This window comes from Streptomyces sp. NPDC014882, assembly GCF_043081325.1.
GTDB lineage: Bacteria > Actinomycetota > Actinomycetes > Streptomycetales > Streptomycetaceae > Streptomyces.
Window position 1 is genome coordinate 340,612 of sequence record NZ_JBIBWL010000008.1, and the last position, 12,170, is coordinate 352,781.

A 12,170-nucleotide genomic window follows, 5' to 3' on the forward strand; every position below is an offset into this window, starting at 1 on the left:
CCGCGACATCGCGTGGCGCGCCGCCCGCCCGTCACCGGTACCCCTCGGGGCCGCGCCGTAACGGGGCCCCGGCCGTGCCCCGCGCGGCCCCTCGGGGCGGCTCACCCGATTGGCGGCGACGTCGCAGGGGCACCCGGGCGCCACACCGGCCGCCCCGGCCGCCCCTGCCGCGACCGGCCCGGAACGCTCCGGCGCACGCGTCCGGACGACGACACGATCCAGGAGTGCCTCCCATGAACGACCACACCCCCAGCCAGGCCGAGGGCGAGCCCGAGGAGCCCGACACCGCGAACAGGACCGACACGCCCTCCCCCGACCACCCGACGCCGTCCCAGGCCGAGGGCGAGAGGGACGACGAGCCCGACACAGACACAGACACCGACCCCGGCACCGGGGCAGGAGCAGGGGCCGACACCTAGACCGGTGGACCGAGCCGCCGGTCCGGCGCCGTACCGATGGTCCGGAAGCGGCGCCGGACACCGTCGCGGACAACCGTCTTTGCATGATCATGCGAGATGCTGCATACTCTTCCTATGTCCAAGGTCCTCACCTCCCTTCCCGCCGGCGAGCGCGTCGGCATCGCCTTCTCGGGCGGCCTCGACACGTCCGTCGCGGTCGCGTGGATGCGCGACAAGGGCGCCGTCCCCTGCACCTACACCGCCGACATCGGCCAGTACGACGAGCCCGACATCGCGTCGGTGCCCGGCCGCGCCAAGACGTACGGCGCCGAGGTCGCGCGTCTCGTCGACTGCCGCGCGGCGCTGGTCGAGGAGGGCCTGGCCGCACTCACCTGCGGGGCGTTCCACATCCGCTCCGGCGGGCGCGCCTACTTCAACACGACGCCCCTGGGCCGCGCGGTCACGGGCACCCTGCTGGTCCGGGCGATGCTCGAGGACGACGTCCAGATCTGGGGCGACGGCTCGACGTTCAAGGGCAACGACATCGAGCGGTTCTACCGGTACGGGCTGCTCGCCAACCCGCACCTGCGGATCTACAAGCCCTGGCTGGACGCGGACTTCGTGACCGAGCTGGGCGGCCGCAAGGAGATGTCGGAGTGGCTGGTCGCGCACGACCTGCCCTACCGCGACAGCACGGAGAAGGCGTACTCCACCGACGCCAACATCTGGGGCGCCACCCACGAGGCCAAGACCCTGGAGCACCTCGACACGGGCGTGGAGACCGTGGAACCGATCATGGGCGTGCGGTTCTGGGACCCCTCGGTCGAGATCCCCACCGAGGACGTGACCATCGGCTTCGACCAGGGCCGCCCGGTGACGATCGACGGCAAGGAGTTCGCCTCCGCCGTGGACCTGGTGATCGAGGCGAACGCCATCGGCGGCCGGCACGGCCTCGGCATGTCGGACCAGATCGAGAACCGGATCATCGAGGCCAAGAGCCGCGGCATCTACGAGGCGCCCGGCATGGCCCTGCTGCACGCGGCGTACGAGCGCCTCGTCAACGCCATCCACAACGAGGACACCCTCGCCCAGTACCACACCGAGGGCCGCCGACTGGGCCGTCTGATGTACGAGGGCCGCTGGCTGGACCCGCAGGCGCTGATGATCCGGGAGTCGCTGCAGCGGTGGGTCGGCTCCGCCGTCACCGGTGAGGTCACCCTGCGGCTGCGGCGCGGTGAGGACTACTCGATCCTCGACACCACCGGCCCGGCGTTCAGCTACCACCCGGACAAGCTGTCGATGGAGCGCACCGAGGACTCCGCGTTCGGCCCGGTGGACCGGATCGGCCAGCTCACCATGCGCAACCTGGACATCGCCGACTCGCGGGCCAAGCTGGAGCAGTACGTCGGACTCGGTCTGATCGGCACCGGCGGCCCGGCCGTCGGCGCCGCGCAGGCGGCCGCGACCGGCCTCATCGGCACCATGCCGGAGATGCCGCGGGGCGGCGCCGAGGCCATCGCCTCGCGCGGCGAGGTCACCGGGGACGACGAGCTGCTGGACCGCGCCGCCATGGAGTTCGGCACGGACTGACGTCCCGGCACGCGAAGGGGGGTCCGGCACCCGCGGGTGCCGGCCCCCCCTTCGCGTCCGTCGCGCGCCGCCGGGGCGTCGGAGCCGCGGACGGCCGGGCGTCGGGCCACGGGCACGGCGGTCCGGCACGAGCCCGTCACCTCGGCTCGGACCGCGTCGGATCTCGTCGGACCGCGTCGCCGGAGGCTCAGTGGGAGGAGAAGCCGCCGTCCACGAAGAGCGACTGGCCGGTGACGTAGGCGGAGGAGCGGCCGGCCAGGAAGACCGCGGCCCCGGCGAAGTCCTCGGCCAGCCCGTTGCGGCCGACCATCGTGCGCGCGGCCAGCGCCGCCACCTTCTCCGGGTCGGAGGACAGCCGTGCGTTCAGCGGCGTCATGACGAACCCGGGCACCAGCGTGTTGCAGGTGACCCCGTACGGCGACCACGCCTCGGCCTGGGAGCGGGCCAGCGACTCCAGCGCGCCCTTCGAGACGCCGTAGGCACCGCTGTCGGCGAACGCCCGGTGCGCCTGCTGGGAGGTGACGTGGATGATCCGCCCGTAGCCCCGCTCGGCCATGCCGGGTCCGAAGCGCCGGCCCAGCAGGTGGGGCGCCTCCAGGTTCACCGCCATCGTCGTGTCCCACACGTCGTCGTCCAGTTCGCCCAGGGGCGGTCGCAGGTTGACGCCGGCGCTGTTGACGAGGATGTCGGGTTCGCCGAACACCGCGACCGCCCGCTCCGCCGCCGTACGCACCCCGTCGCGGGTGCTCAGGTCGGCGCTCACCCATCCCGCGCGGCAGCCGTCCGCCGTCAGCTCCCCGACGGTGGAGGCGAGTTCCCGCTCCTTGCGGGCCACGATCACCACGCTCGCCCCCGCTCGCGCGAGCGCCCCGGCGACGGCCCTGCCGATGCCGGAGCTGCCGCCCGTGACCAGGGCGGTCAGGCCGTCCAGCGAGAACAGGTCCGAGAGGTGGTCGCGCGAGGTCATGACCGCACCCTAGACGCCCGGTGCGCGGCGACGGCCCCGGGGTGCCGGGAGGCGCCGGCACGGCCGCCGCCTCCCGGCGCCGCCGCCTCCCGGTGCCGGTGCGGACCGCGAGGCGGCGGCGCGTCAGACGGCGGCCGTGCCGGCGGGGTGCTCCAGGAGGCTGAGGTAGGGGAGGTCCGTCAGGGGCTCGCCGGTGCAGAACCGGACGATGAGGTCGGCGTGGGCGACGTCCTGTTCCAGGGTGAACATGTGGTCGGCGTCGCGGAACGTCGCGAACGGGGCCCGCAGTTCGCGGGCCAGCCGCCGTCCCTGGGCCGGGGTGGTGAGGTGGTCCTGCTCGCCCGTGTAGACCACGGCGGGCACGTCGAGGGCGATCGGCTCGTACCACTCGTGCAGCAGCATGCGGGCGTTGTGCTCGCAGGCCTTGGCGAGGTCCTGGCCGCTCTGGGTGCGGAACTGGTGGCTGAGCATCCGCCAGACGGCCGAGTGCCGCGGGATGCGGCGGTCGGGAGGCCTCACGAACGTCGCCGTCAGGCTGTCGGCGAGTTCGTCGCGCCGGCCCTCCTCGACCATCGCCCGCCACCGCGGGATCATGCCGAGATACGGCTGCGGCAGCCGCCCGGTCATCGCGCCGAGCAGCAGCCGGGACACGTGCCGGGGGTAGCGCTGGGCGCAGCGCAGGGCGATCGCGCCGCCGTAGCAGGTGCCGAGCAGGTTCGCGTCGCGGAGGTCGAGTTCGACGAGCAGGTGGCGCAGGGCGGCGGCGAGGAAGTCGTAGCCGTGGGCGGCCGGCAGCGGGTCGGCCGCGCCGAAGCCGGGGAGTTCGACGGTCACCAGCGAGGCGTGTCCGAGCAGCAGTTTCTCGTAGTTGGCCCAGGAGCCGCGGTCCTGCATCATGCCGCCGATCACGACGAGCGGCCCGGTGACCGGGTCGGGCGCCTCGGCCACCCGGCAGAGGTAGGTGAACCCCTCGTACCGCAGCCGGTGTTCACGCCTGTGCCCGGTCATCGGCGGCTCCGTCCGGCCGTCGGGCCGCGGTCGTGACGAGCACGGGACCACGAGCTCGCACGGTCGCTCGGCGTCGGCGGGGCAGCTGTGGTGAGGGCATGTTCCATGGGCGGTTCAACGCCCGCCCGGCCCTGTTTGTCACGCTCGCCGGTGGGGCGACTTCCGCCGCGGGACCCGGCGGGAGGGGCGGAGGTGCCGCTCGGAGGCTTCACACGGGGCGGCCGAGGAGTTAACCTACAACCAAATGGTTGTAGATGATGCCGCCGACGGTGACCTGAACCGCCTCTTCCACGCCCTGGCGGACCCGACCCGCCGGGACGTCCTGCGCCGCTGCGTGTCCGGCGGCCTGTCGGTGTCACGACTGGCCGACGAGTACGCGATGAGCTTCGCCGCGGTGCAGAAGCACGTCACGGTGCTGGAGCGGGCCGGACTGGTCTCCAAACGGCGCCGGGGACGCGAGCAGCTCGTCCGCACCGAGCCCGCCGCCGTGACACGGGCGCGGCAGGCCCTCGACGAGCTGGAGGACCTCTGGCGGGGCAGGGTGGACCGCATGTCCTCCCTGCTCGCGCCGGAACCTCACGCGCCGGAACAGGAAACGGGACGAGAACCGGGACGACAACAGGATCAGGAACCCGGCAGGGCGCACACCCCGAGGACCCCGAGGACCCCGAGGAAAGGACCGGAGAGATGACCGTGACCAGCGTGGACAAGGACTTCGACCGCCTCACCCTCACCCTCACCGCCGACTTCACGGCCCCGGTGGAGAAGGTGTGGCAGCTGTGGGCCGACCCCCGCCGGCTGGAGCGCTGGTGGGGACCGCCGGCCTACCCGGCGACCTTCGAGGACCACGACCTGACCCCCGGCGGGGAGGTCTCCTACTTCATGACCGGCCCCGAGGGCGACAAGCACCGCGGCTGGTGGCGGGTCACCTCGGTCACGCCGCCGGACTCCCTGGAGTTCACCGACGGCTTCGCCGATCCGGACGGGACCCCCAGCCCCACGATGCCGACCACCACCGTGCGCGTGCGCCTGACCGGGCACGACGGCGGCACGCGCATGGAGATCAGCTCCGCCTTCGGGACCCGTGAGCAGATGGAGCAGCTGATGACCATGGGCATGGCGGAGGGCCTCGGGCAGGCGGTCGGCCAGATGGACGCCCTCCTGACCGGCTGAGGCGAGGGCGGACCGCGCGCCCCGTACGACGTCCGACCGTGCCCGGCGCCCCGCGGACCACGGCACGGGAGGACCGGGAGGGCGTGCCCGCGGACCGCACGCCGGTCCCGCTCGCACGCCCTCCCGCGGGGACGCCCGCGTCGGCCGGTCAGCCGCCGAGGGGGCACTCCCTGAGCAGGGTGGCCGGGTCGGCGTCCGCGGGGCGCGCGACCGTACGGCTCGCGGGCGGGCGGTGGCCGGTGGCGAGCCAGGTCTCCAGTGCGGTGAAGGCCGAACGGTGGCAGGGCAGCAGGGGGCGCAGCCGGTCGGGGAAGGCGTCGGCCAGGGAGTCGGTGTGGGTGCCGTCCTCGACGCGGTAGTAGCGCAGCAGGCCGCCGCGGCCGGCTTCCCGGACCATCCGGGCGTACACGTCGGAGTCGCGGGTGACGGGCAGCAGGACGTCGAGGGTGCCGTGGATCGTGATCAGCGGCTTGCCGATGCGGCCCGTCAGCGCGACGCGGTCCACCGCCGCGCGCACGTCGGCGGGACGGGCCCGGTAGTCGTAGTCGGCGTCGCAGCCCGGAACCGAGCCCGGGGCGCAGTACGGCGTGCCGGCCTCGGTGGGGCCGTCGAAGGCGGGGTCGAACTCCTCGCGGTAGACGCGCTGGGTCAGGTCCCAGTAGACCTGGTGGTGGAACGGCCACAGGAACTCCGAGCCGGCCGGGAAGCCCGCCCGGTGCAGTTCCGTCCGTGCCTGGTCGGCCGCGGGGCCGCCGGCGGCGTAGGTGGGGTAGTGGCGCAGGGCCGACGGCAGGAACGTGAACAGGTTGGGGCCCTCCGCACGCCAGAGCGTGCCCTCCCAGTCCACTCCCCCGTCGTACAGCTCCGGGTGGTTCTCCAGCTGCCAGCGCACCAGGTAGCCGCCGTTGGACATGCCGGTGGCGAGGGTGCGGGCGGGCGGCCGGTGGTAGCGCTGGGCCACCACCGCGCGGGCGGCGCGGGTGAGTTGGGTGAGGCGGGTGTTCCATTCGGCGACGGCGTCGCCGGGGCGGGCGCCGTCGCGGTGGAAGGCGAGCCCGGTGTTGCCCTTGTCGGTGGCGGCGTAGGCGTAGCCGCGGGCGAGCACCCAGTCGGCGATGGCCCGGTCGTTGGCGTACTGCTCGCGGTTGCCGGGGGTGCCGGCCACGACGAGGCCGCCGTTCCACCGGTCGGGCAGCCGGACGACGAACTGGGCGTCGTGGTGCCAGCCGTGGTTGGTGTTGGTGGTCGAGGTGTCGGGGAAGTAGCCGTCGATCTGGATGCCGGGCACCCCGCTGGGGACGGTCAGGTCCTTCGGCGTCAGTCCGGCCCAGTCGGCCGGGTCGGTGTGCCCCGAGGCGACGGTTCCGGCCGTGGTCAGCTCGGCCAGACAGGCCGTCTCCTGGTGCGCGGCGCCCGGCACCCGCAGGCGGGACAGGCCCGCGCAGGGGCCGTCGGGGGCGCCCGCGGCGGGACCCGCGTCCGCGGGTGAGGGGAGCAGGGCCGCGGCCGCGGCGAGGGCCACGGCGCCGAGGACGGTGCGCCGTCTCGTCGGCGGGGCGGCGGCGGGGAGCGGAGCCATGGACGACCTCCAGCGGGAGCGGACGTGACGGCTGGAGGCTAGGCGGAGGAGGAGGGCGCCGGACATGTGTGCGCCCTCCATGCCTGCCCCGCGCTTCAAGTGGGCTGACGCCATGCATGGTTGCTCCGCACACGGCCACTCCGCACACGGCCACTTCGCACACGGCCGCTCCGCGTACGGCCGCTCCGCGTACGGCCGACGTCCGTGGCGGCGCCCCCCGTGGCGGCGACGTTGTCGGAGTCGCCGGCCTCGGACGGCGCCGGTGGCGGCCGGGCACCCCGGGTCGGCCCGGCCCCAGGTCGGCCAGGCCCCGGCTCGGGCCCGGCCCCGGCTCGGGCCCGGCCCCGGCTCGGCCCCGGCCCCGGATCAGGGGCAGGCGGTGTCGGCGAGGGTGAAGTGGCCGACGGGTGACTCCTTCAGGGTGTGGGTGACGAAGGTGTTGTACAGGCCCATGTCCTGGCCGGAGCCCTTGGCGTAGGTGCGGCCGCCGGCGGTCGTGGCACGTCCCGCCTGGACGTGGGCGTAGTTGCTCGACGTCCAGCAGGCGGCGCCGGCGCCCGTGGTCCGCGCGGTGACCGCGGCGGACAGGGCTCCCGTGCCGCCGTCGGCGTCGCGGGCGGCGACGGCGTAGGTGTGGGCCGAGCCGGGCGCCAGACCGGTGTCGGTGTACGACGTCGAGGCGGGCGTGGCGACCGGCGCGCCGTCGCGGTGGAGGACGTACCCGGCGGCGCCGTCGACCGGGTTCCAGCTCAGGGTGACGGCGGTGTCGGTGGCGCCGGTCGCGGCCAGGGCGGTCGGGGCGGGCAGCGAGCCGGGCGGCGGGGCGGACTCCGTCAGCCCGAAGAAGCGGGCGATCCAGTGGCTGGAGCAGATCGAGTCGAGGAAGTAGGGGGCTCCGGTGCTGCCGCACTGCTCGGCGCCGCTGCCGGGATCGACCGGCGTGCCGTGCCCGATGCCGGGCACCCGGTCGACCTCGACGGCCACCGAACCGTCCGCCGCCGCGTACTCCTCGTGCCGGGTCCCGTCGGGTCCGATCAGGGAGGTGCGGGTCGGCACCTGGGACAGTCCGTGCAGCGCGGTCCACTGGTCGCGCAGTTCGTCGGCGTTGCGCGGCGCGACGGTGGTGTCCCGGTCGCCGTGCCAGACGGCCAGGCGCGGCCACGGGCCGGTCCACGAGGGGTGGGCGTCCCGGACCCGCTGCGCCCACTGCGCCGGGGTCAGGTCGACACCGGGGTTCATGCAGGTGTAGGGGCCGGTGTCCTTGGTGCAGTCGTACGGCAGCCCGGCGACGACCGCGCCGGCGCGGAAGACGTCCGGGTAGGCGGCGAGCATCACCGCCGTCATGGCGCCGCCGGCCGACAGACCGGTGACGTGGATCCGGCGGGGGTCCGCGCCGTAGGCGGAGACCGCGTGCGCGGCCATCTGCCTGATCGAGGCCGCCTCGCCCCGGCCCCTGCGGTTGTCGGTGGCCTGGAACCAGTTGAAGCACTTGTTCGGGTTGTTGGAGGACGTGGTCTCGGCGAGGACGACCAGGAACCCGTACCGGTCGGCGAGCAGGGGCAGCCCGGAGTGGTCGGCGTAGCCCTGGGCGTTCTGGGTGCAGCCGTGCAGCGCGATCACCACGGCGGGGTTCGCGGCGAGGGAGGCCGGGCGGTAGACGTACATGCCCAGTCCGCCGGGATCGTCGCCGAAGTCGGTGACCCTGGTCAGACCGACGGCGGCGTGGCCGGCCGGCGCGGGGCCGGCCAGGGCCAGGGCGAGCGCCAGGGCCAGGGCGGCCAGGAAGCGGGACAGCGGTGCGACGGCTCTGCGCGATGACGGTGGCTGCATGGCGGCTCCCTCGGTGACCTGCGGGGACACCGGCCCGCCGAGCGGCCCGGTGTCCGGCACCGTAGGGGTCGTGCACCGGACGGCGGTATGGCCGTGGGCACCACAGCCTGCCGGGCACCGGGCGCATCCGGACGGATTGCGCCGGCCGACGGCGGCTGCTACGCCCCGGTCGACGGGGCGGCCCCGCGGCGCCCGCAGTGCCCGATGACGGGTGATGACAGGTGATGGCGGGTGATGGCGGGTGATGGCGGGCGATAAGGGGAGATGACGGGCGGTGGAGACTCGGTGCGCGCCCGTGCGCGCCCGTGCTTCCCGACACGTGAGGGGGCTGGATTCGGCAGCGGCCGCCGGAACGTGCAGGATGGGGGCATGACGACCAAGGTCTATTTCGACATCACCATCAACGACGAGCCCGCCGGGCGCATCACCTTCAACCTGTTCGACGACGTCGTGCCGAAGACCGCGGAGAACTTCCGCGCGCTGGCCACCGGCGAGAAGGGCTTCGGCTACGCCGGTTCCTCCTTCCACCGCGTGATCCCCTCCTTCATGCTGCAGGGCGGCGACTTCACGCGCGGCAACGGCACGGGCGGCAAGAGCATCTACGGCGAGAAGTTCGCCGACGAGAACTTCACCCTCAAGCACGACCGGCCCGGCCTGCTGTCCATGGCCAACGCCGGCCCGAACACCAACGGCTCGCAGTTCTTCATCACCACGGTCGTGACCGGCTGGCTGGACGGCAAGCACGTGGTGTTCGGCGAGGTCGCCGACGACGCGAGCATGGAACTCGTCCGCAAGATCGAGTCCCTCGGCTCGCAGAGCGGCAGCACCTCCGCGAAGATCACCATCGCGGCCTCCGGCCAGCTCTGATCCGGCGCCCCCGGGCCGTCCCGCGGCCGGCCGGCCCGTAGGGGCCCGTCGCATCCCCCGGATCACCCGCGCGCGGGCGCGTCCCGCCCGGGTGTCCGGGCGGGACGCGCCCGCGTGAGCACGCCGCGCGCACGGCCCCGCGGCACGCCGTGTGCGCGGGCGTTCGGGTACGCCGCGGCCGCGCGGGGCGGCGTGCCCGCCTGTTCGACCGTGAGGGGCTTCGGCCGGCCGTGGCGACCCGTCCGCCTCGGCGAAGAGGTGCTCGGTGGCGGCCGGCTGACGGCTGAGGCCGGTGCCGGGCAGGAGCCCGGCCCGCCGGCCGGTACGGCGTCCGCTCAGAGCTTGGCGCCGAAGTTCTGCGTCCACCAGGGGCCGCCGCCGCCGTCGTGGATGCCCACGCCGATGTTCTTGAAGGCGCAGTTGAGGATGTTGGCGCGGTGTCCGGGGCTGTTCATCCAGGACGTCATCACCGACTCGGCGGTCTGCTGGCCCTTGGCTATGTTCTCCCCGTAGGTGGACCAGCGGTAGCCCGCGGCGGTGATGCGCTTGCCGGGGTCGGCGCCGTCCGGGTCGGTGTGGTCGAAGAAGTCGCGGGCGGCCATGTCGTCGGAGTGGCCCTGCGCGGCGTTCCGCAGTTTCGCGTCATCGGTCAGGGGGCCGCAACCGGCCGCCGCCCGTTCCTTGTTGACCAGGGCGATCACCTGTGCCCCGAGGCCCGACGGAGCCGCCTGCGCGACCGGCGTGCGCGAGGCCGCCGGCTTCGGCGCGGGGGCCTTCGCCGTGGCCGGCGGCGTGCTCCTGCTCGCCCGGGGACTCGGGGAGGCGCTCGGGCCGGACGACGCGGACGCCGACGCGGACGCGGACGCGGACGCCGACGGGGAGGGAGACGCGGACGGGGAGTTCCCCGGGGTGGTGCCGGGCGTGGCGGGGTCCGTCAGGAGCACCTCGTCGGCGGTCCGCGCCGCGGTCCCGGCGCCGGGTTCGTCGCCCGGCCGGGTGCCGAACCAGTAGAGGCCGCCGCCCGCCACGCAGGCGGCCACGACCGCCGCGCCGGCCGCCCGCCGCCGGACCCGGCGCCTGCGCCGCGCCGCGCCACGGGCGTCGGTCCGCCCGCCCGCGGAGCGGTGTGAGCGGTGTCCACCGGACGGGACGGCCCCGGCGGGGTCCTCGCCGGCGCCGGAGTGGTCACCGGTGCCGAATTGGCCACCGGTACCGGAGTGGTCGTCGATACCGGGGTGGCCATCGGCGCCGGGATTCCCGCCGGCGCCGAGCGGCGCGGCCGATCCGGCCACGGCCACGGCCACGGCCGAGGGGTCGTAGGCCGCGCGGATGCTCGCCGCGAGCGCGGGCGACGCCGCCACCAGTGCCAGGCCCGCGAGCAGTCCCTCCGCGGGCAACAGCCCGCTCCACAGGCCCGAACAGCGCGTGCAGCCGCGCGCGTGCCGGGCCGTTCGCTTGCGCCACAGCGCAGACGGCCGTCCGTCCCAGCTCGCCAGCACGTCCCGCAGTTCCTCGCAGCGGGGCCGGGCGTCGAGCGCCCGCACGACCACGCGTGCGGCTTCCAGCTGCGCCTTCATGCGCTGCACGCGGACGGCGGTGTGCTCCGGGGACAGTTCCAGGGCCTCGGCCACCTCGGCGCGGGTCAGCGCGCCCGCGCACTCGAGCCACCACAGGGACAGCAGGCTCCGGTCGTCGGGCTCGAGCCAGCGCGTGGCGCGCGCGGTCTCCTGGCGCTGGCCCGACAACTGGAGCCGCACCATGGTGAGATCGACGAAGTCGGCGCCGGGGTCGGCCAGGTCACCGGCCTCCTCCACCGGGCCCTGGGCGAAGTCCCGTTGCCGCCAGTGCGCCCGGATCTGGTTCATGGTGATGGCCACCAGCCACGACCGGAAGCTTGCGGGGTCACGCAGCCCGGCCAGCGAGTCCAGGGCGCGGAGCATCGTCTCCTGGACCACGTCGTCCACGTCCACCGAGCCGTTCAGCGCCCGGCCCACGATGTTGTAGACCAGCGGGAGGTACGCGCCGACCAGGGCGTCCTGTGCCGCCGGATCGCCCTTTCGGGCAGCGGTCACCAGTGCCGCCGGCTCCATCGTGTGCTGAGTACTCATTGCAGCTTCCCTGTCGTCGATGCCGAACGTTGCTGTCCGTGACAAGGGAGATCTCCGGGGCGGCCTCGGATAACAGTTATTCGGAAATTCGTGTGGTGCGATGTTCACCGCACCGCCCCGCCGCCGCAAGGGGGAAAGTCACACCGGGCCCGCCACCCGCCTCGACGGCCTGACCCCGCAGGACCGTCGGCGGGCCGTCCGGCAGCCCCTCCGGGCGCATCCGTACGGGTGGCATCGGCCGGGTGGCGAAGCGACACGGGGCCGGGCGGCGTTGTGCAGGGCCCAACCACCGTCATCGGGAAAGGCACTTCGATGCGACGTACGATCCTCCTCTCCGTCTGCACCCTGATCGCCGCGGCCGCCACCGGCTTCTTCGCCACCAGCGCCATGCGCAGCCGCTGAGGCACCCCACCGGGCCGGCCACCGGACGGACGGACCCGAACGAACCCTGACGGACGGCCCCTTGCGGACGGAGGCAGAGGCCGCCCCGCGACTCCGCGCCGCCGGCCCGGCCCGGCGGCGCCCCCCCGGGCGGCGGGCGGCCCCCGGGCCGGGGGGCGGCGGGGCCGCCGCCGCCGGGGGGGGGGCGGGCCGGGCGCCCGCGGCGGGGCGGGGGGCCCCCCCCCCCGCCGCGCCCCCGGCGGCCACCG

The 12,170-nt window shown here is 74.7% G+C and carries 10 protein-coding genes; 5 read left to right on the forward strand and 5 right to left on the reverse strand.

What is annotated here, in order from left to right:
* The first annotated feature begins 233 nt into the window (after positions 1-233).
* On the forward strand, positions 234-419 hold the full coding sequence (locus ACF09K_RS20855) for a hypothetical protein (RefSeq protein ID WP_392245503.1): 186 nt from the start codon (positions 234-236) through the stop codon (positions 417-419).
* Positions 420-533: 114 nt separating this feature from the next.
* Complete coding sequence (gene argG, locus ACF09K_RS20860) at positions 534-1,988, forward strand: argininosuccinate synthase (RefSeq protein ID WP_392245505.1); 1,455 nt, start codon at positions 534-536, stop codon at positions 1,986-1,988.
* Positions 1,989-2,175: 187 nt separating this feature from the next.
* Here argG and ACF09K_RS20865 read toward each other — a convergent pair whose 3' ends face one another.
* Both ACF09K_RS20865 and ACF09K_RS20870 read right to left on the reverse strand, forming a co-directional pair.
* The gene (locus tag ACF09K_RS20865) at positions 2,176-2,955 is read right to left on the reverse strand and encodes an SDR family NAD(P)-dependent oxidoreductase (RefSeq protein WP_392245507.1); all 780 of its coding nucleotides are present in this window, start codon (positions 2,953-2,955) and stop codon (positions 2,176-2,178) included.
* Between the two features lie 123 nt (positions 2,956-3,078).
* On the reverse strand, positions 3,079-3,963 hold the full coding sequence (locus ACF09K_RS20870) for an alpha/beta fold hydrolase (protein WP_392245509.1): 885 nt from the start codon (positions 3,961-3,963) through the stop codon (positions 3,079-3,081).
* A gap of 244 nt (positions 3,964-4,207) precedes the next feature.
* Here ACF09K_RS20870 and ACF09K_RS20875 point away from each other — a divergent pair, with 244 nt between their 5' ends.
* Positions 4,208-4,654, forward strand: a complete 447-nt coding sequence (locus ACF09K_RS20875) for an ArsR/SmtB family transcription factor (protein WP_392245511.1) — start codon at positions 4,208-4,210, stop codon at positions 4,652-4,654.
* The gene (locus ACF09K_RS20880) at positions 4,651-5,136 is read left to right on the forward strand and encodes an SRPBCC domain-containing protein (protein ID WP_392245513.1); all 486 of its coding nucleotides are present in this window, start codon (positions 4,651-4,653) and stop codon (positions 5,134-5,136) included. The genes ACF09K_RS20875 and ACF09K_RS20880 overlap by 4 nt, the downstream gene beginning before the upstream one ends.
* A 148-nt stretch (positions 5,137-5,284) precedes the next feature.
* On the opposite strand, the gene ACF09K_RS20885 is transcribed toward ACF09K_RS20880, so the two are convergent.
* Together ACF09K_RS20885 and ACF09K_RS20890 are read right to left on the reverse strand one after the other, a co-directional pair.
* Positions 5,285-6,715 carry a 3-hydroxybutyrate oligomer hydrolase family protein gene (locus ACF09K_RS20885; protein ID WP_392245515.1) on the reverse strand — a complete coding sequence of 477 codons (1,431 nt, stop codon included), beginning with the start codon at positions 6,713-6,715 and terminating at the stop codon, positions 5,285-5,287.
* A 366-nt stretch (positions 6,716-7,081) separates the two neighbouring features.
* A complete protein-coding gene (locus ACF09K_RS20890) occupies positions 7,082-8,545 on the reverse strand; it encodes a PHB depolymerase family esterase (RefSeq protein ID WP_392245517.1) in 1,464 nt (487 codons plus the stop codon).
* Between the two features lie 369 nt (positions 8,546-8,914).
* On the opposite strand from ACF09K_RS20890, the gene ACF09K_RS20895 reads away from it, so the two are divergent.
* Positions 8,915-9,412 (forward strand): peptidylprolyl isomerase, encoded by a 498-nt coding sequence (locus tag ACF09K_RS20895; RefSeq protein ID WP_363089603.1) that lies wholly within the window; start codon positions 8,915-8,917, stop codon positions 9,410-9,412.
* A 335-nt stretch (positions 9,413-9,747) separates the two neighbouring features.
* On the opposite strand, the gene ACF09K_RS20900 is transcribed toward ACF09K_RS20895, so the two are convergent.
* A complete protein-coding gene (locus ACF09K_RS20900) occupies positions 9,748-11,520 on the reverse strand; it encodes a sigma-70 family RNA polymerase sigma factor (RefSeq protein WP_392245519.1) in 1,773 nt (590 codons plus the stop codon).
* Between the last annotated feature and the right edge of the window lie 650 nt (positions 11,521-12,170).